The sequence below is a fragment of the Amycolatopsis bullii genome, assembly GCF_014654205.1.
GTDB lineage: Bacteria > Actinomycetota > Actinomycetes > Mycobacteriales > Pseudonocardiaceae > Amycolatopsis > Amycolatopsis plumensis.
The window spans coordinates 400,420-418,033 of sequence record NZ_BNAW01000002.1 but is presented as its reverse complement, the minus strand read 5'-3'; the positions used below and the strand labels follow the sequence as shown (position 1 = coordinate 418,033).

Here is a 17,614-nt window from a genome sequence, read left to right as displayed (position 1 = left end):
CGCGGAACCGTGCTCAGCCGGCCAGTTCGGGCAGGGCCAGGGTGTGGTGGGTGTGCCGGACCTTGGCGTCGAGGTACCGCAGGTTGTCCGGGGTCGCGTGCACGCCGGTGGGCACCGTCCCGGCGACCGTGACCCCCCGCTCGCGCAGCTGCCGGACCTTGTCGGGGTTGTTGGTGAGCAGGTCCACCTCGGCGATGCCCAGCGCGGCGAGCATCTGCGCCGCGGCGGTGTAGTCGCGGGCGTCTTCGGGCAGGCCCAGCGCGGTGTTCGCCTGGTAGGTGTCGAGCCCGGCGTCCTGCAGGGCGTAGGCGTCCAGCTTGGCGTACAGGCCGATGCCCCGGCCCTCCTGGCGCAGGTAGAGCAGGACGCCGCCGGCGCCGTCGATCCGTTCCACGGCTTCGCGCAGCTGCGGTCCGCAGTCGCAGCGGGCGGAGCCGAACACGTCGCCGGTCAGGCACTCCGAGTGCAGGCGCACCAGCGGCCGGACCGGGTCGCCGAACACCAGGGCGAGGTGCTCGAGGCCGTCGGTCAGCCCGTCGAAGGTGACGACTTCGGCCGAGGCGGTGTAGCCGTCGGTGAAGCGCAGCGGGACCCGCACCCGGGTGCGGACGGTGGCGACGGGGATCATGGCGACTCCGTTCAAATTTGAACCTTGATCGCACCGTACCCCTTGAGTTCCAATTTGAACAACAGGTACCGTTGTGACATGGGTCGTCCGCGGTGGCTGAACGCCGAGGAGAAGCGCGCGTGGAACGCGTTCCTCGGCACGTACGAGCTGCTCAACCGGCGGCTGGACCAGCAGCTCAAGCAGGACTCCGGGATTTCCCACCTCCAGTACGTGATCCTCGCCCGGCTCAGCGGCGCCCCGGACCGCGAACTGCGGATGGCCGAGCTCGCCTGCGCCGTCTCGAACTCCAAGAGCGGGCTGACCTACCAGATCGGCCAGCTGGAGCAGGCCGGCCTGGTGCGCCGCCGCACGTGCCAGAGCGATCCCCGTGCCGTCTACGCCGTGCTCACCGACGAAGGCATGGCCCTGCTGGAGCGGGCCGCGCCCGGGCACGTCGGCCTGGTGCGCGAGCTGCTGATCGACGTCCTCAGCCCCGAGCAGCTGCGGGCGCTGGCCGACGGCCTCGGCGAAGCGAACCGCCGCATGCTCGCGACCGGCGACACCGCCGCCGGCTGCTCCTGACCGCCATGGGTGCGATCGCGTCGAGTCCCGCGGCCCTGGTGGTCTACCTCGTCCTGCTCGCCGGGCTGGCCGGGTTCCTGGCGTACGCGTGGTTCACGCGGTACCGGGAGAACTGGGACGAGCTGCTGCGCAAATGGTCGGCCAAGCGCGACGGCAAGCGCCCGCCGGAAGACGACGATTCGTGACCTGAGTCACTTCCGCCGCCGATTCCGGAACCCGGCCCGCCCCGCCTGAGAACAGCCGATGACACCGGCTGGACCGAAAGGCGGGCGATGACCCCGGAAGACACCGATTCCGACGACGACGCGAGCGTGATCGCGCGGTCGCGGCACGAGCCGAGCCTGTTCGCGGTCATCTTCGACCGCCACTCGCGGCACATCCACCGCTACCTGGCCCGGCGCCTCGGCCCGACCGCCGCCGACGACGTCCTGGCGGACACGTTCCTGATCGCCTTCGACAAGCGCGCGAAGTTCGACCCGGCCCGGTCCGACGCCCGGCCGTGGCTCTACGGCATCGCCACGAACCTCATCTCCCGGCAGCGGCGGATGGAGGTGCGCGAGCTGAAGCTCCGGCTGGCCGTCGGGCCGCCGCCCGCCGACGAAGGGCACGCCGACCGGGTCGCCGACCGGGTCAGCGCGCAGGCCCTCGGCGTGCGGCTCGACCGGGCACTGGCCGCCCTGCGGCCCCGCGAACGAGACGTCCTGCTGCTTACCGCCGCGGAGGGCCTGGCCTACCAGGAAGTCGCCGAAGCACTCGGCATCCCCGTCGGCACCGTCAAATCACGGCTCAACCGGGCCCGCGGCCGCGTCCGCGCCGAGCTCGGCGCCTTCGACCTCGTGAAGGAGACCTCCCGTCATGGATGAACTGGACCTGATCCGCGACCGCGCGGAGACCGTCGGCCTCGCGACGGCGGAGCACCTCGCCCCGGCCCGCGAACGGCTGCTGGCCGCCGCGCGCGGGGAGCGGCGGCACCGGCCGGGGCGCTGGTTCTGGCTCGCCGGCGCCTCGATGGGCTTGGCCGCGGCGATCACCGCCGTCGTCGCGCTGGCCCCCGCCGACCAGGTCGGCGTCGGGGCGGGCGTGGCGCACGCCGACCCGGTCAAGGTGCTGACCGAAGCGGCGCACAACGCACTGAAGGAACCGGCCAAGCCGCCGCGGCCCGACCAGTTCCTGTACGTGAAGACGGAGAGCCCCGACCACCACGTCCGCGAGGTCTGGCGCTCGATCGACGGCACCCGCGACGGCCTGATCGGCACCACCAAGGTGGGCGGCTGCCGCGACGGCAAGGCACCGATGTACGGCACGAACGACCCGCGCGCGGAAGGGACGCTCGAGGACTGCCGCCCCTCGCCGGTCTACCGGACGGACCTGCCGACGACCGCCGACGCGATGCTGGCCTACCTCTACAAGTACGAGGCCGATCGCGACGGCAATGCCACCTACATCGGCAAGGACGTCTACAACCTCGCCTACGAGCAGGTCCTCCAGCCGGCGTCCTACGCGGCGCTGTTCGAGGCGGCGGCGCGGGTGCCGGGACTGACAGCCGTGGACCACGTCACCGACGGCGCCGGTCGCCCGGGGGTCGGGATCTCGTTCCCGGTGCCCCCCGGCTCGAGCCCGAAGGCGAAGCCGATGGTGATGGTCTTCGACGCCACCACGTTCGAGTTCCTGGGCACCACCGACAGCGCGGTGACGGTGAAGACCTACGTCGACCAGGTGGGGCAGCGCCCCTGACGGCGCAATAAACGGCCGCCCCGGCAGCAATCACGGGAAAGCGCTGCCGGGTGCGCGCCGGTTAGCGTCGCCGGGTGTCCACTTCGGAAATCAACGTCGAAGCGACGGTCAACGGCGAGGCCGTCCGGTTGCGGGTCGACCCGCGGGAGTCACTGCTCGACGTGCTGCGCGAGCGGCTCGGCCTGACCGGCACCAAGAAGGGCTGCGACCAGGGCCACTGCGGGGCCTGCACGGTGCACCTCGCCGGGCGGCGCGTGGTGTCCTGCCTGACCCCCGCCGTGCAGGCCGACGGCCGGGACGTGACCACCATCGAAGGGGTCGCGGGCCCGGACGGCGGGCTGCACCCGCTGCAGCAGGCGTTCGTCGACCACGACGCCCTCCAGTGCGGGTACTGCACGCCCGGCCAGATCATGTCCGGCCTGGCCTGCATCGCCGAAGGCCACACGCGCGACGACGACGAGATCCGCGAGTACCTCAGCGGCAACCTGTGCCGCTGCGGGGCCTACGCCGGCATCGTGGCCGCGGTCCGGCAAGCCGCGGGGGAGGCCTGATGCGTCCCTTCGCCTACTTCGCGCCCGACAGCGTCGGTTCCGCCATCGACGCCTTGCGCGACGCCGGGCCCGGCACCAAGGTGCTCGCCGGCGGCACCACGCTCTACGACCTGATGAAGCTCGGCATCGAGACCCCGCCCGCCGTCGTGGACGTGCACCGGCTGCCGGAGCTGGCCGCGATCGAGGCCGGGGACCGCGAACTCGTCTTCGGTGCCGGCGCCCGGATGGCCGACGTCGCCGGGCACCCGGCCGTCCGCGACGGCTACCCCGCGCTGGCCGAATCGCTGTGGCGCGCCGCGTCGCAGCAGCTGCGGAACATGGCCACCGTGGGCGGGAACCTGTTGCAGCGCACGCGGTGCGGGTACTTCCGCGGCGGACCGGAGTTCCCCTGCAACAAGCGCGAGCCCGGCAGTGGCTGCGCCGCCCGCGAAGGCCACGACCGCACCCACGCGCTGCTCGGCACCCGCGACTCCTGCATCGCGACCTATCCCGGCGACTGGGCGATCGCGCTGCTCGCCTTCGACGCGGTCGTCGACGTCGCCGGCCCGGACGGCGAGCGCACCATCCCCCTCGGGGAACTGCACGTCGAGCCGGAAGACCCGGCGCGGGAACACGTCCTGGACGCGGGGGAGCTGATCCTGCGCATCCGCGTCCCGGTGACCCCGGCCGGCCGCGGCTCGACGTACCTGAAGATCCGCGACCGCGAGTCCTACGCCTTCGCCCTCGCCTCGGCCGCGGTCGCGCTGACCGTCGAGGACGGCGTCGTCGGCGACTGCCGGATCGCGCTCGGCGGCGTCGCGACGCGCCCGTGGCGGGCCGCGGAAGCCGAACGCGTGCTGCGCGGGGCCCCGCTCACCGCCGGGAACGCCCGCCGCGCCGGGGAGATCGCCTTCGCCGGCGCCCGTCCCGGCACCCACAACGGATTCCGAGTCGAATTGGGCATCCGCACGGTCGCCGACGCCGTGCGGGTGGCCGGGGAGAGAGCCACCCGATGACGCCTCGTGCCGACGCCGTCGAGAAGGTCACCGGCCGGGCCGCCTACGGCACCGACCGCGTCCCGGACGGCCTGGCCCACGCGGCCCTCGTCCCGGCGCGGATCGGCCGCGGCCGCGTGGCGCAGGTGGACACCGCCGCGGCGGAGGCGGTGCCCGGGGTGCTGCTGGTGGTGACCCGGTTCGACGAGACGGAGCTGCGCGGTCCGGGCTTCATCATGGGCGGCGGGTTCTCCTTCCAGAGCCTCCAGCCGCTGCTCGACGACCGCATCGCCTACCGCGGCCAGCCGATCGCCCTGGTCGTCGCGGAGACGCCGGTCGCCGCGACCGAGGCCGCCGAGCTGGTCACCGCCGGGTACGAACCCGAACCGGTCGCGGTCCACCTCGACGCCGAGGGCGCGACCACCCTGGTGCAGGAAGAAGCGATCCCGCTGCCGTTCCTCGCCGACGTCAAGATCGGCGACGCGGACGCGGCGATCGACGCGAGCCCGGTCCGGATCGAGCGCAGCTACGAGCACGCGGCCCAGCACGCGGTCCCGATGGAGCTCAACGGCGCCGTCGTCGCCTGGCGCGGCGACACGCTGGTGGTCCACGAGGGCACCCAGAACGCCGCCGCGGTCCGCCACGGGCTGGCCCGGCAGCTCGGCCTCGACCCGGCGTGCGTCGAGGTCCGCTCGCCGTACGTCGGCGGCGGCTTCGGCCAGAAGAACTCGCTGCAGCCGCACTTGGCACCGCTCGCCCTGGTGGCGAAGCGGCTCGGCCGTCCGGTCAAGCTCGTGCTCACGCGCACCCAGACCTTCCACAACGGCAGCTTCCGCCCGGCCACCCGCCACCGCGTGCGCCTCGGCGCGGACGAGACCGGGAAGATCCTCGGCGCGGTGCACGAGGTCGACCAGCAGACCTCCCGCCACGACCTGTTCCCGGCGATGCACACCGAAGTCACATCCCGGCTGTACGGCTTCCCGGCCTTCCGCGGCCGCCGGCGCCTGGTGCAGACCGACGTGCAGACGCCGGGCTACATGCGGGCGCCGTTCGAGAGCTCGGCGATGTTCGCGTTCGAGTCGGCGGTCGACGAACTCGCCTACGCCACCGGCCGGGACCCGGTCGCGCTGCGGCTGGCCAACGACACGATGACCGACCCGGTGAGCGGACGGCCCTTCTCCACCCGCTTCCTCGCCGAATGCCTGCGCCGCGGCGCCGAAGACTTCGGCTGGGCCGCCCGCGATCCCCGGCCCGGCTCGATGCGGGCCGACAACGGCTCGCTCATCGGCTGGGGCGTCGCCGCGGGCAACTACCCGGGGCACATCGCCCCCGCCGTCGCGCACCTGACGGCCACCGCCGACGGCCGCGTCACCGTGGGCGTCGACGGTCACGAGATGGGCCAGGGCATCCGCTCGGCGATCGCGCTGCTCGTCGCGAACGACCTGGAGATCGACGTCCGGGACGTCGAAGTCCGCGTCGGCGACACCCGGTACGCGCCCCAGCACCTCACCGCGGGTTCGTGGGGCACCGCGACCGCGCTGCCCGCCGTCCACTCCGGACTGCGGGAGCTGCGCAAACACCTCGACGCGGCCGGCACCGGCGCGGTCGACGTGGCCGCGGCCGTCGCGCGGCTCGGGCACCCGGCCGAGGTCGAGGTGGCCACGGTCGCGCCCGGGCAGCCGCCCGAAGCCGTCGGGCGGTCGAAGTCGGGACAGCTGGCCATCGCCGGCCCGGTCTACCCGGAGTTCAGCACGTTCAGCTGGGTCGCCCACTTCGTCGAAGTCCGGGTCGAGCCCACGACGTGCCGGATCCGCGTGCCGCGGGTGGTCAGCGTCGTCGACTGCGGCCGGGTCGCCAGCCCGGTGACCGCGGCGAGCCAGGTCCGCGGCGGGGTGGTGTGGGGCATCGGCGCGGCGTTGCGGGAGGAAAGCCTCGCCGATCCGCGGTCCGGCGGTTTCCTCAACGCCACGCTGGAGGAGTACCCGGTCATGGTGAACGCGGACGTCGGCCGGATCGACGTCGGGTTCGTGGACGAGCCGGACCTGCGCTTCAACCCGGTCGGGGTGAAGGGGCTCGGCGAGGTCGCGATGGTCGGCGTCGCGGCGGCGGTGGCCAACGCGGTCCACCACGCCACCGGCAAGCGCCACCACCGGCTCCCGATCCGCCTTGACGACGTTCTCTGAGCAGCCCGGGCGGGGTCTGCTCGGCCTGGTGTTCGTCCTGCCGGTGACCGCCCTGCTCGCGGCCGGCGTTGGCGGGCCGGTGCGGACGCTGCAGGTGCTCGGGCCGCCGATCACCTTCGCGCTGCCGATCGTCGCGATGATCGCGTTCTGGTGGGCGGACTGGCCCGGGACCCTGGTACGCGGTGGCTGGACGGGCGTGTCCGACACGGCCCTCGTCGCGGCCGGGGGCGTGGTTCTGGCCCTGCTCGGCCGGGACACGGTGCCGCTGGCCGCGGGCATCTTCACGCTGATGCTCCAGCTGACCCTGGTCGGCGAGGGCTGGCCCCTCCGCGGTCGCGGCCGGCACTGGCCGGGTGTCGCGGCGCTGGCCTCGTGCTGGGTCGTGGGGCTGGGGCTCTACCTGGGGCTGGTCGCGACCGGCGTGGTGTCGGGGGAGGACTACGCCGCGTGGTTCGCCGTGCTGGGCGCGTGGCAGATGATCTTCTTCGTCGGGATGCGCGGCCGGCCGTTCGCCCGCATCCGGCGCCGCGCGGTCCGCCTGGCGACGGCGCACGGCGTGGTCGTCGCCTGCGCGGGGGCGACGTTCTGGGTGCCGCCGCCGGTCGCGGGCTCGGCCATCGCGTCGGTGCTCGTCGTGGCGATGCTCTTCGAGGTCCGGCCGGCGGTCGGGGTGAGCCTGCTGGTGGCGCTGCTGACGGCCGCGCTGTCCACGCTCGTGCCGCTGGTCGCGCGCGGGGCCGCGGTGCCGGAGCGGCTGGCCGGGGCCTGGACCACCCACGCGACGATGAACGCGCTCAGCCTCGCGGTGATCCTGCACGTCGCCGTGTGGCGGCGCTGGCCGGTCTCAGCGCCGTGAGGCCACGGCCGCCAGCTGCTCGGTGATCTCCGCCAGCAGCTCGGTGGCCGCGTCGCCGAGCGCGGCCAGGTCGGCCAGCGTCGTCTCTTCGGTGGTCACGGGCACAGCTCTTCCTCCAGGGCCTCGTGGCGGGCGACGACGGCCTCGGCGAAGGCGGTGTGCACGCGCAGGTACTCGTCGCGGCCGACCGCCGTGTCGGCCCATTCGTGCCAGCGGATGTGCGCTTCGGCGACGTCGACCTTCGCGGCCGCCGCCACCGTGGCGGGGGAGGTGCCGGCGAGGATCGCGTGGTGCATGAGGGACGGCGAGGAGCGCCGGGCGAGCTCGGCCAGCGCCGCCAGGCGGGCGAGCTCCGCGAGCGTGTCGGACGTGACCGGACGCGGGCGCGGCCGGGGGACCGGACGCGAATTCCCGAGGTTGTCGGTCAAGACGCTGGTCATCAAACGACTCCCGAAGCTGGAGCAACCCGAACGGCGGATGTTTACCCCGGGCAAGCTGGGGTAAACGCCGTCGCTGGTGATCTCCGTCTCACCGCATCGGGTGGGCCACCCGGACGAGTGGCCCACCCGGAGGTCAGCTCGCCCGGACCGCCCCGCAGTGCCACGGGATCCGCTGCGGCCGGACGCTCTCCAGCGTCGGGACGACCGGCGCGATCGTGCCGTCGCGGCGGAAGGTCAGCTTGTCGATCGTCGTCTCGCGGTGGGTGCCGTCGCCGCCCGGGATGCCGAAGCGGTGGTAGGCGAGGTACCAGTCGTCGGTACCCGGGACCTGCAGCATCGAGCTGTGCCCGGTGCCGAGGACACCGAGGTGGGCGTCCTTGCTCAGGATCACGCCGCGGTTGGTGAACGGTCCGGTGGGGCTCGGTGCCGTGGCGTAGGCGACGCGGTAGTCGGGGCTGCGCGTGTCGTCGACCGACCAGCTGAGGTAGTACGTGCCCTTCCGCTCCACCATGAAGAGGCCCTCGCGGAAGTCGTCCAGGCCGGTCAGGCGGGTGATCTTCGCGGGGTCGTAGGACACCATGTCGTCGTTCAGCGGGACGACGTAGGCGTTGCCGTTGCCCCAGTACAGGTACGGCTTTCCGGTGTGGTCGATGAAGACCGCCGGGTCGATCGCCTGGCCGCCGTCGGGGTTCTTCGCGATCAGCGGTTTGCCGGAGTCGACGAACGGGCCGGTCGGGGAGTCGCTCACCGCGACGCCGATCTTCGCCTCGGCGCAGAAGTAGAAGTAGTACTTCCCGTTCTTCTCGGCGATCGTCGGCGCCCAGGCGTTCTTGTCGGCCCAGCCGACGTCCTTGCCGAGGTCGAGGATGACGCCCTCGTCCTTCCAGTCGACGAGGTTCTTCGACGACCACGCCGAGAACTTCGTCCCGCTCCAGCCGTCGAAGCCGTCGGTGGTCGGGTACAGGTAGTAGGTGTCGCCGAACGCGACGATGTTCGGGTCGGCGTGGTAGCCGGGCAGCACCGGGCTGCGCACCTCGTGCGCCTCCACCGTCCACACGCGACGGTCGCCGCCGGCGCCGGTCACGGTGAACTGCTTCGGCGAGCTGAGGTTGACGGTCTTCCCGTTGTCCGGCTTGCCGGTCGCGCCCGGCGCCAGCTCGAACTTCGGCGCGAGCCGGCGCAGGTCGGTGCCCGGCTTGACCGGCAGCACGACCGTCCCGGCACCGGCGTCGATCACCGCCGGCGTCTTGAGCGCGTCGAGCTGCACCGAGCGGATCGCGGTGCTGTTCGACGGCAGCGACGCGACCTCGGACCCGGACAGCGCCCGGTTGTACAGCCGCACGTCCTTCATCTTGCCGGTGAAGGTCTTGTCGCTCGCGTAGACGGACCGGCCCAGGTAGTTCGCCGCGGTGACACCGCCGCCGAGGTCCGACGGCTTGATGGTGGCGTTCGCGTTGCGGGCGACCTCGACGCCGTCCAGGTAGAGCACCTCGACGCCGTTGCCGACGGTGAGCGTCACGTTCTTCCAGACCCCGCGCGGGAGCCCGCCCGCTCCGGCGGCCTGTTCGGTGGTCCAGTTGCCGGTGGCGATGGCGCCGCGGAACCCGCCGCTCGCGGTGCCGCCGGTGGTGAAGAGGTAGCCGTTGCCGGTGCCGTCCTTCGCGGTGTTGCCGAGGCCCCACAGGAAGTACGGCGTCTGCTGGTTCGGATCGACCAGGACGTCGGCCGACACGGTCGCCGCGGCGGCCCCGGTGAGCAGGTTGTTCGGCAGCTGGACGTGCCCGTTCCTGCCCCCGAAGGCCAGCGAGCCGCCGGCCCACGAGACGTCACCGGCGAGGGCGCCGTCGTACCCGTGCCCGGTGGTGTCGGCCGCGACCGTGCCCGACTTCGCGTCGAGCGGCCAGTGCGCGACCAGGCCCTTCGCGTCGGCCTTGACCGGCGCCGGGGGCGCGCTCAGCCGGTTCATCTCGGCCTGCGTGACCGGCAGGACGGTGCCGTGCCGCGGCGACGCGGGCAGGTGCGCGCCGGCCGACATCGTCCACTTGCCCGAGTTCAGGTCGGTGGTCTCGAAGGGGACGTAGCCGCGCCCGCCGAACTCGTCGATGAACAGGTACCACTTGTTCTCGGTGTTGGACTTGAACCCGGTCGGCCCTTCGCCCGCGGACAGGCCGGGGCTGGTCGCGGTGGCCTTGCCGATGCAGTCGGCGACGAAGCCGTAGTGCGGGTCGAGCAGGTCGGTGGCCTTCTCCTCGGTGATGAACTTGCTGCACGGCGTCGTCGAGGTGTTGTTCCGCTCGTCCTTGGTGAACCGGTAGTAGGTGTCCTGGTTCTTGATGACCGTCGAGTCGATCACCGAGTAGCCCGGGTCGATCCAGACCTGCGGCGCGCTGAAGGTGTGGAAGTCGCGCGTGGTCGCGTACATCATCCGGTTGTAGCTGTCGCCGACGTGGTTCGGGTCGTTCTCCGCGTACAGCTTCGAGGCCCAGTAGACGACGTACGTGCCGCGCTTGGCGTCCCAGAAGGCTTCCGGGGCCCACGTGTTGCCCGCGGTCGGCGGCGACACCTGGACGCTGCGCTGCCGCGACCAGTGCGCCAGGTCGGTCGACTCCCAGACCATGATCGACCGGCTCCCGGTGCGCTGGGCGGCGTCCCACCCGCGGCCGGCGTAGATCCGCAGGTCGGTGGCCAGCAGGTAGAACTTGTCGCCGTCGGGGGAGCGCAGGATGAACGGGTCGCGCACGCCCATTTCGCCGAGGCTCGACTTGAGCACCGGCTGGCCGTTGTTGAGCTCGGTCCAGTTCAGCGGGTCGTTGCCCTTGCTGAGCGCCGAGTAGATCTGCTCGCCGTTGGAGGTGCCTTCGCCGGTGAAGTAGAAGAAGCTGTAGCCCGCCAGGGGTTGCTGCACCGGCTTGGGGACCACGGTGGCGGTGAACCGCCGGGTGGTGCTTTCGCGGCCGAGACTCACCTTCGCGGTCAAGACGACCTTCGCCGGGGCGGCGCCGGTCGCCGGCCGGGTGACCTCACCGGTCGGCGTGATCACCGACGGCGCGGAGGACGTCCAGGCGACTTTCGTCCCGTCCGGGCCGCTCGCCGGCAGCGTGAGGTTGCCGCGGACGTCGTCGATGTCGGGAACGGACAGGGTGTCCGCGGCGGCGCGGAGTCCGGTGCCGGTGTCGGCGGGCGCGGCGCCGGCGCCGGCGCCGCCGAGGGGGACGAGTGCGGCCGCGACGGCCAGCACGACGCCGAAACGGCGTGGGGAGAACAACTTCATCGTTGTCGGTTCCTTCGGGGCACGTCGGGGACCTGCGCATGTTAACGTTAACATGACTCGGGTACGCTGACTCTAGGTCGGCGTGGTCCGGTGGTCAAGAGCCGGGGCGGCGGTGTCCCGGTGCTGACAACGGTGTCACCGGCGGACTGGCTGCACCTGTTCGGCAACTCGATCGGTATCAACCGACAGGATGACGACTCGCCTTTTCGTTACGTTCCGTCGTCGAAGGTGCTGTTGACAAAGGCCACGCCGGAATTACTCCGGGTGGCCTTTGCGGACTTCGGTGACCGTGCGGCTAGTTTCCGGTGTTTCCGCCGCCGCTGCTGGTGCCTTTGCCGTCCATGATTGATTGCGATCCTCTCTGGGCGCGCCGGGCGCCCCGGTTCTGACTCAGAAATCCGGCCAGGAGAAAGCGACACCGTAGTTGTCGCGGGGATGGCAACGCTCGGTGAAGGTGTGCTCCACGTTGCCGTCGATGATCTGCAGCCGACGCGGGTCGTCACGAGGGGGTGGGGTGAGTCGTTGCCGTTCGGATTGTTCGGCGTACCACCAGCACGCGTCAGGCAGTTCCGCGTCGTCGAACCTGATCCGGATGGTCAGGCCGGAGACGGGGATGTGCCCGTGGAGAAGGCGCCCCGGTGCGATGCCGTGGTGATCTATCTCGACATTGACCCAGCGTCGTTCCTCCGTGATGTGATCATCGATTGCTTCGGAAACGAAAAAATGACTTTCGTTACGCAGCAAAGGCCGAGGGAACCGCAGTTTGGTGACCAGCGATTCCCCGGTGCGAGAGCGTACTGGGTCCTCCAGACGGCAGTTCCACAGGGGTCTGACCGGGATGTTGGAGGGATCATCGGCCGACCAGCCGAATCCGGTCAGTGCTCGGGCCAAGTACCCGTCGACGCCGTCCTCCTGTGCGGTCACCAATCGTTCGGTGATGCGCCGGAACGCGGTCTTGTGCCGCATGAAGACGGTGGTGATGAACAAGACCACGAACACCGGCTGGGCGCCCTCGGTGGGTGAACGGTAGCCGGCCGCCGGATCCTCCGGCCGGACACCGGACGCCGGGGTGTTGTCACCGACGCCGGCTTCGCGCGAGCGGGCGAGGGCCAGGTAAGGCTCCCAGCTGCCGGGATCTCCGGCGAGCCGGACGAGGTGGTCCCGGATCATCGGGGCCAGCTTCTGCGCGACACCGTCCCGCCAGGCGCGGTGCATCGGTGTCGTGGTGGTCGGTGGTGGGTCACCGAAGACGCCCGGCAACGCCAGCAGCTGGCTGAACCGCCCTTCCAGGGTCGATTTCCACGGTTCCGCGATTTCGGGTCGCCGCTCCAGGCGGAAAGCCGCGTGAAGCGCGTTGCGGCGTCGCGATTCCTCGTTCGACCCGATCCGGTTCACGGCGTGGATGATCAAGCCCCAGACGGCGAGTGCCCGTACCGCCGGGGTGCCCTCGCCGAGCGATGCGGTGGGCGCGACCAGCGGCTCGAGCCGGACCGCCGACTCACTTCCCGGCTCATCGACGGCATGCTGCAGTAGGGCGAGCGGCCGGGCGTGCCGTCGCGTGGCCAGCCAGCGCAGCGCTGCTTCGATCTCCGTCGTCGAGGTGGCTGAAGGGCCGCGCCGCGCGCCTGACGGGTCGGTCACGGTTCCTCCGGAAGTGAAGCCGGACGGCTTCGGCGGCCAAGGCCGACGACGTGGGGCGAGCCCAGGCGACGGTCGGCGAACATCGACCAGGCTCCGGCGGCGAGAAACAGCGAACGGCCACGAAAGGCTCCAGGCGGTGGGGCAGTTCCGTGTCCTGCCGTCCTTACCGTGAAGTTCGCACAGTACCCCAAAAGTCGACCGGCCGTCCGGATTCGTTACGGCGATTCCCGGGTCCGGGGGTCCGCCGCGAGGGACGAGAGGACCCGTTGAGATGAGCAAAAGCGTCAATCCGTCGAAGGCCAACGGGTCGCGTCAGCCGGGCAAGAACCGGATCACCGCGGCTCTGGATATGATCAAGGGAATCATGGTCGGAACCGGGGCTCTCTACCTGACCACCGGATCCGTGCTCGTCACCGCGATCGGTGCGGCGATCGCGGCGATCATGGGCGGCCTGTACCTGGTGGCGCGGTGACGGCTCAGTTCTCGAGGACGCCCGCGCGGGCGAGCTGCTCGGCGATCGCGGCGCGCGGGTACGGCGTCTTCCGGCTCTCGGTGTGGAGCGCGAAGTAGAAGTCGTTGACGACGGCGGCCAGCGGGGCGTACCGGCGCAGCAGCGGCGCCTGGTCCGGTACGTCCCCGGCAGCGCACGCGCGGACGAAGTCGTTGCGGGCGCGGGGATCCGGCCACGCCCGCAGGCCGCGGACGTGCCGGTTGAGCAGGTGGGTCAGCACGTAGGCGCGGTCGTGGTCGGCGTGCTCGGCGAGGAACTGCGCTTCGGCGTCCGAAAGGTCGAAACCCGGCGCCACGGCGAGGCCGAAGTCGGTGAGGTAGAGCCGCTCGCCGTCGGTGACGATGTTGGCGAAGTGCGCGTCGAAGTGCTGGACACCCTGCGCCGCCAGGAAGCCGGTGATGCGCCGCAGGTCTTCCTCGAGCGGCAGATCGTCACCGGGCCAGCCGGCGAGGTCGTGCGGCAGGTACTCGAGGAACAGGACGAGGTCGGTGCGCGCGCCCGCAAGCGCTTCCAGGCGGCGCCGCACGCCGGGGTCGCCGTGCCAGAACGCGACGTCGGCCTCGATGTCGGCGCGCGGGCGAGGCAGGCCCGGCGCGAGCCGCCAGTGGTGCAGGAGCGGGAAGTTCTCGCACTCGCCGCCGCGGACCCACGCCGTCGTCATGAGGTGCGCTTCCAGCTCGCGCCACGCGCCGCCGCCCGCGGAACCGACCCCGTAGTGCGACCACGGCGGCAGCCCGTAGAGGTCGGCCGTCGAGTGCGGGTTCGCCAGCTCGACGTCGGTGAGCGGGACCCGTTTGACGAAGACCGGTTCGCCGGCCGCCTGCAGCAGCCAGGACGAGCCCCCGATCCCGGTGCCGAGCGGGCGGGCCGCGGCCAGGAGGTCGTCGCCGGCTTCCGCGAGGACGGCGGCGATCCGCTCGTGACGAGCCAGCCGGGGCGTCATGCGCGCACCAGCGGCAGGTAGACCTCGTCGACGATCTCGACGAGCACTTCTTCGTCCACTGTGGTCAGACCGCGGGTGAGGTATTCGTTGCGCAGCAGCACGAGTGCCACCGTCGCGACGCGCGGGTGCCGGGCTCCCGGCCGGGCCTCGCCGCGGTCCACCGCCCGGCCGACGAGGGTCAGCCAGGCGGCGGCACCGCCTTCGGCGGCCAGTTCGTGCAGCTGCTCGCGGAGGTCCGGTTCGTCGCCCACGCCGGTGAGGAGACTGCGCAGGGCCCGTGCGGCCGGGGACGTCTGGCCGCAGTTGATCGCCCGCAGCAGGGTCAGCGCGTCTTCGCGGAGGCTGCCGGTGTCGGGCGGCTTCAGCGTGTCCTCGGCGAGGTGGCGGTACGCGGCGACGCCGAGCGCGGCGCGGTTCGGCCAGCGGCGGTAGATCGCGTTCTTGTTGGTGCCGGCGCGCTGCGCGACGCCGTCCATGGTCAGGCCGGGATAGCCGGCTTCGGCGAGCTCGGCCGCCGCCGCGCGCAGGATCGCCTCTTCCAGTTCGGTGCCCCGGCGCCGCGTCTTCGCCATGGGCCCAGTATAGAGTACGGTACGAACCGTACCTTAATGACTGGGAGGAAGCATGCGAGCCGAGGGCATCGGCTACGACACGGGGTTCGAGCTCGGCGGGCGCTTCAACCGCCCGTTCGACCCGGACCTCGTGCGCCGCGAACTGAGGATCATCCGCGACGACCTGCACTGCACGGCGGTGCGGCTGATCGGCACCGACCTGGACCGGATCGAGTTCGCCGCGCGCGAGGCGGCCGCGCTCGGGCTGGAGGTGTGGTTCTCGCCGTTCCCGTGGGACCGCGGCCCGGAGGAGGTGCTGGACCTCTTCGCCGACGCCGCCGAGCGAGCCGAACGCCTGCGCGCGGCGGGCGCCGGGATCGTGTTCGTCACGGGCGCCGAGCTGAGCCTGTTCTGCCACGGCTTCCTGCCGGGCGGCAGCCTCCCCGAGCGGCTGGAAAACCTGCTCGCGTCGCGGGAACTCGTGGCCACGCTGCCGGAGCGGATCAACGCGTTCCTGGCCCGCGCGGTGGAGATCGTCCGGGCCCGGTTCGGCGGCCGCGTCACGTACGCGGCGATTCCGCTGGAGCGCGTCGACTGGGCGCCCTTCGACATCGTCTCGGTGGACGCGCACCGCTCGAAGGAGGTCGAGCACCTCTACCGCGAGGGCGTCCGGAACCTCGTCGCGGCGGGCAAACCGGTGGCGATCACGGAATTCGGCGTGACGCCCTACCGCGGCGCGGCGGATCTGGGTGCCCGCTCCGGCGAAATCCTCGAGTACGAAGACGACCTCCCGGTCCGGCTGAAGGGCGACTACGTCCGGGACGAACAGGAGCAGGCCCGCTACCTGCGCGAACTGGTCGAGGTCTTCACGACCGAAGGCGTCGACGCGGCGTTCGCCTGCACCTTCGTGTGTTACGGGCTGGTGCACCGGGCCGACCCGCGGACCGACCTGGACATGGCGAGCCCGGGCGTGGTGAAGGTCCTGGAGGAAGGGGACGGCGAGACCTACCCGGGCGTCCCGTGGGAACCCAAGGAGGCGTTCGGGGCACTGGCCGAGTGCTACGCCTGAGCCAGGAACTCCACCATCGCCGCCGTCAGTTCCGGGCTGCTCATCGCCGTGTAGTGGGTGCCCGGCACCCGGGTGAAGCAGCCGGCCGGCAGTGCCGCGGCGAGGGCTTCGGCCGTGGCGTGGCCGGCGTCCTCGTCGCCCACCAGGACCAGGGTGGGCGTGGTGAGCCGGTGCAGGTCCGTCGTCGGCACGTGGGTGCCGAGGACGTGCCGCAGTGCCACCGGATCACCGCCGCCCTGCCGGACCCAGTACGCCGGCGATCCGGGAGCCACGGGCTCGCCGTCGATCAGCGCGGTCAAGACGGCGTGGTAGCCGCCGGTCCCGGAAGCCGTCTTGAGGACGGCGTCGAGGCCCTGGCCGGCCACGACCGCACGGCCCGGGCGGGCGCCGCGGGCCAGCAGGCGCAGCACGACCCGGGCGCCGAACGAGTAGCCGCCCAGGTCGTAGTCGTCGAGGCCGAGGTGGCCGAGCAGGGCGAGCCCGTCGTCGGCCAGGACATCGGGCGGGTACGCCGCAGCGTCGTGCGGGGCGGCGCTCGCCCCGTGGCCGCGCAGGTCCGGGAGGATCACCCGGTGCCCGTGGTCCGCGAGCACCGCCGCGGGACCGAGCCAGTCGCGTCCCGAGCCGGTGAATCCGTGGAACAACACCAGCGCCCGCCCGTCACCGACGGTGCGGTAGGCGAGTTCCCGGCCGTCGCGGCCGCGGAAGTAGTCCATGCTCGCGAACCTACAGCAGTCCGATGAATTCTTGGCCGACCGCGACCGCAACCGGGTGGGCGTTGACAGAAAGCGCTGTCTCTTCTAGCTTTTTAGCGCAAGACATCGGATGACCAGCCCGGATTCTCCGGGCCCGTCCGCCGGCCGATGTGCACCCCTGCCGTACTCCGTCAGGAAGGACACACCGACGATGCCGGAATTCCCCCGCCGGACGGCGCTGCGCTCGCTCGCCGTCTCCGCTCTCGCCGTGCCGATCGTCCTCGGCGCCGCCCTCCCCGCCCACGCGGCCCCGCTGTGGCACCCGGACCCCGCCACCGACGGCCTGAAGGCCTTCGAGGGCATCGAGGCCGACCGCGGCCACCACCACCCCGACCGCAAGTACGTCGTGGTCGAAGGCGACCACTACCGCTTCAGCATCTGGAAGGACGACCGCGACACCACCGGCGGCGGTGACCGCCAGCGCACCGAGTCGAAGGGCATGGTGCAGAACGGCACCACGCTGAAGATGCACAACGGCGAGACGTGGACCCTCTCCTACGAGATGTACATCCCGTCTTCGCTGCACGGCACCAGCAAGTTCACCCACATCTTCCAGACGAAGACGCCGTCCACCAACGGCGGCCCGTGGGTGACGCTCGACCTGACCCGCAGCGGCGGCAAGGAGCTGCTCAACGCCCGGGCGTACGCCAACTCCGGTTCGCCGAGCATCGCGGCCACCGACCTGTCGCCGCTGCGGAACAAGTGGATCACCATCGAGTGGACGTTCACGCCGGGCGCGAAGGGCAAGGCGGCCTGCGTCATCCGCAACGGCACCGGGTCCGGGGCGCCGGTCGCCGCGCAGGGCAGCATGAGCAACGTCAACCTCCCCGACCAGGGCGACTACGTCCGCCCGAAGTGGGGGATCTACCGGTCGGTCGAAAGCGCGTCGTCCGACGTCCTCGACACCTACCTGCTGTTCCGGAACTACACGGCGGCCCGCAAGTAG

At 71.7% G+C, this 17,614-nt stretch carries 18 protein-coding genes; 11 read left to right on the top strand and 7 right to left on the bottom strand.

The features are described from left to right. Positions 1–13: 13 nt before the first annotated feature. Positions 14–628: a GTP cyclohydrolase II gene (locus tag IE317_RS04410; protein WP_191306727.1), complete on the bottom strand. Its 615-nt coding sequence runs from the start codon at positions 626–628 to the stop codon at positions 14–16. A gap of 78 nt (positions 629–706) precedes the next feature. Between IE317_RS04410 and IE317_RS04405 the strand changes: the two genes are divergently transcribed. From IE317_RS04405 to IE317_RS04370, 8 genes are all read left to right on the top strand, one after another. Beyond that, positions 707–1,189, top strand: a complete 483-nt coding sequence (locus IE317_RS04405) for a MarR family winged helix-turn-helix transcriptional regulator (protein WP_191306726.1) — start codon at positions 707–709, stop codon at positions 1,187–1,189. 5 nt (positions 1,190–1,194) lie between these two features. Further along, positions 1,195–1,374 carry a hypothetical protein gene (locus IE317_RS04400; protein ID WP_191306725.1) on the top strand — a complete coding sequence of 60 codons (180 nt, stop codon included), beginning with the start codon at positions 1,195–1,197 and terminating at the stop codon, positions 1,372–1,374. A gap of 87 nt (positions 1,375–1,461) precedes the next feature. Continuing rightward, positions 1,462–2,052 (top strand): RNA polymerase sigma factor, encoded by a 591-nt coding sequence (locus IE317_RS04395; protein WP_191306724.1) that lies wholly within the window; start codon positions 1,462–1,464, stop codon positions 2,050–2,052. Continuing rightward, positions 2,045–2,923 (top strand): CU044_5270 family protein, encoded by an 879-nt coding sequence (locus IE317_RS04390; protein ID WP_191306723.1) that lies wholly within the window; start codon positions 2,045–2,047, stop codon positions 2,921–2,923. The genes IE317_RS04395 and IE317_RS04390 overlap by 8 nt, the downstream gene beginning before the upstream one ends. A 74-nt stretch (positions 2,924–2,997) precedes the next feature. Next, complete coding sequence (locus tag IE317_RS04385; protein WP_191306722.1) at positions 2,998–3,474, top strand: (2Fe-2S)-binding protein; 477 nt, start codon at positions 2,998–3,000, stop codon at positions 3,472–3,474. Further along, positions 3,474–4,469, top strand: a complete 996-nt coding sequence (locus IE317_RS04380; RefSeq protein ID WP_191306721.1) for an FAD binding domain-containing protein — start codon at positions 3,474–3,476, stop codon at positions 4,467–4,469. The genes IE317_RS04385 and IE317_RS04380 overlap by 1 nt, the downstream gene beginning before the upstream one ends. Continuing rightward, on the top strand, positions 4,466–6,631 hold the full coding sequence (locus IE317_RS04375; protein WP_191306720.1) for a xanthine dehydrogenase family protein molybdopterin-binding subunit: 2,166 nt from the start codon (positions 4,466–4,468) through the stop codon (positions 6,629–6,631). Before IE317_RS04380 ends, IE317_RS04375 begins: the two co-directional genes overlap by 4 nt. Then, positions 6,615–7,487: a hypothetical protein gene (locus IE317_RS04370; RefSeq protein ID WP_191306719.1), complete on the top strand. Its 873-nt coding sequence runs from the start codon at positions 6,615–6,617 to the stop codon at positions 7,485–7,487. Before IE317_RS04375 ends, IE317_RS04370 begins: the two co-directional genes overlap by 17 nt. 95 nt (positions 7,488–7,582) lie before the next feature. Here IE317_RS04370 and IE317_RS04365 read toward each other — a convergent pair whose 3' ends face one another. The 3 genes from IE317_RS04365 to IE317_RS04355 all read right to left on the bottom strand — a co-directional run bounded on the left by IE317_RS04365 (position 7,583) and on the right by IE317_RS04355 (position 12,839). Next, the gene (locus IE317_RS04365; protein WP_191306718.1) at positions 7,583–7,927 is read right to left on the bottom strand and encodes a hypothetical protein; all 345 of its coding nucleotides are present in this window, start codon (positions 7,925–7,927) and stop codon (positions 7,583–7,585) included. 133 nt (positions 7,928–8,060) lie between these two features. Then, positions 8,061–11,198: a family 43 glycosylhydrolase gene (locus IE317_RS04360; RefSeq protein WP_191306717.1), complete on the bottom strand. Its 3,138-nt coding sequence runs from the start codon at positions 11,196–11,198 to the stop codon at positions 8,061–8,063. Between the two features lie 390 nt (positions 11,199–11,588). Beyond that, complete coding sequence (locus IE317_RS04355) at positions 11,589–12,839, bottom strand: hypothetical protein (RefSeq protein WP_191306716.1); 1,251 nt, start codon at positions 12,837–12,839, stop codon at positions 11,589–11,591. Between the two features lie 271 nt (positions 12,840–13,110). Between IE317_RS04355 and IE317_RS04350 the strand changes: the two genes are divergently transcribed. Then, entirely contained in the window at positions 13,111–13,311 is a 201-nt protein-coding gene (locus IE317_RS04350; RefSeq protein WP_191306715.1) for a hypothetical protein, read from the top strand. Between the two features lie 4 nt (positions 13,312–13,315). Here IE317_RS04350 and IE317_RS04345 read toward each other — a convergent pair whose 3' ends face one another. Both IE317_RS04345 and IE317_RS04340 read right to left on the bottom strand, forming a co-directional pair. Continuing rightward, a complete protein-coding gene (locus tag IE317_RS04345; RefSeq protein WP_191306714.1) occupies positions 13,316–14,293 on the bottom strand; it encodes a hypothetical protein in 978 nt (325 codons plus the stop codon). Next, positions 14,290–14,865 carry a TetR/AcrR family transcriptional regulator gene (locus IE317_RS04340; protein ID WP_191306713.1) on the bottom strand — a complete coding sequence of 192 codons (576 nt, stop codon included), beginning with the start codon at positions 14,863–14,865 and terminating at the stop codon, positions 14,290–14,292. The genes IE317_RS04345 and IE317_RS04340 overlap by 4 nt, the downstream gene beginning before the upstream one ends. Before the next feature lie 52 nt (positions 14,866–14,917). Between IE317_RS04340 and IE317_RS04335 the strand changes: the two genes are divergently transcribed. Beyond that, the gene (locus IE317_RS04335) at positions 14,918–15,913 is read left to right on the top strand and encodes a hypothetical protein (protein WP_191306712.1); all 996 of its coding nucleotides are present in this window, start codon (positions 14,918–14,920) and stop codon (positions 15,911–15,913) included. Here the strand turns inward: IE317_RS04335 and IE317_RS04330 are convergent. Next, complete coding sequence (locus IE317_RS04330) at positions 15,904–16,629, bottom strand: alpha/beta fold hydrolase (RefSeq protein WP_191306711.1); 726 nt, start codon at positions 16,627–16,629, stop codon at positions 15,904–15,906. The two genes, IE317_RS04335 and IE317_RS04330, sit on opposite strands and share 10 nt — an antisense overlap. A gap of 190 nt (positions 16,630–16,819) precedes the next feature. Between IE317_RS04330 and IE317_RS04325 the strand changes: the two genes are divergently transcribed. Next, entirely contained in the window at positions 16,820–17,614 is a 795-nt protein-coding gene (locus tag IE317_RS04325) for a hypothetical protein (protein WP_191306710.1), read from the top strand.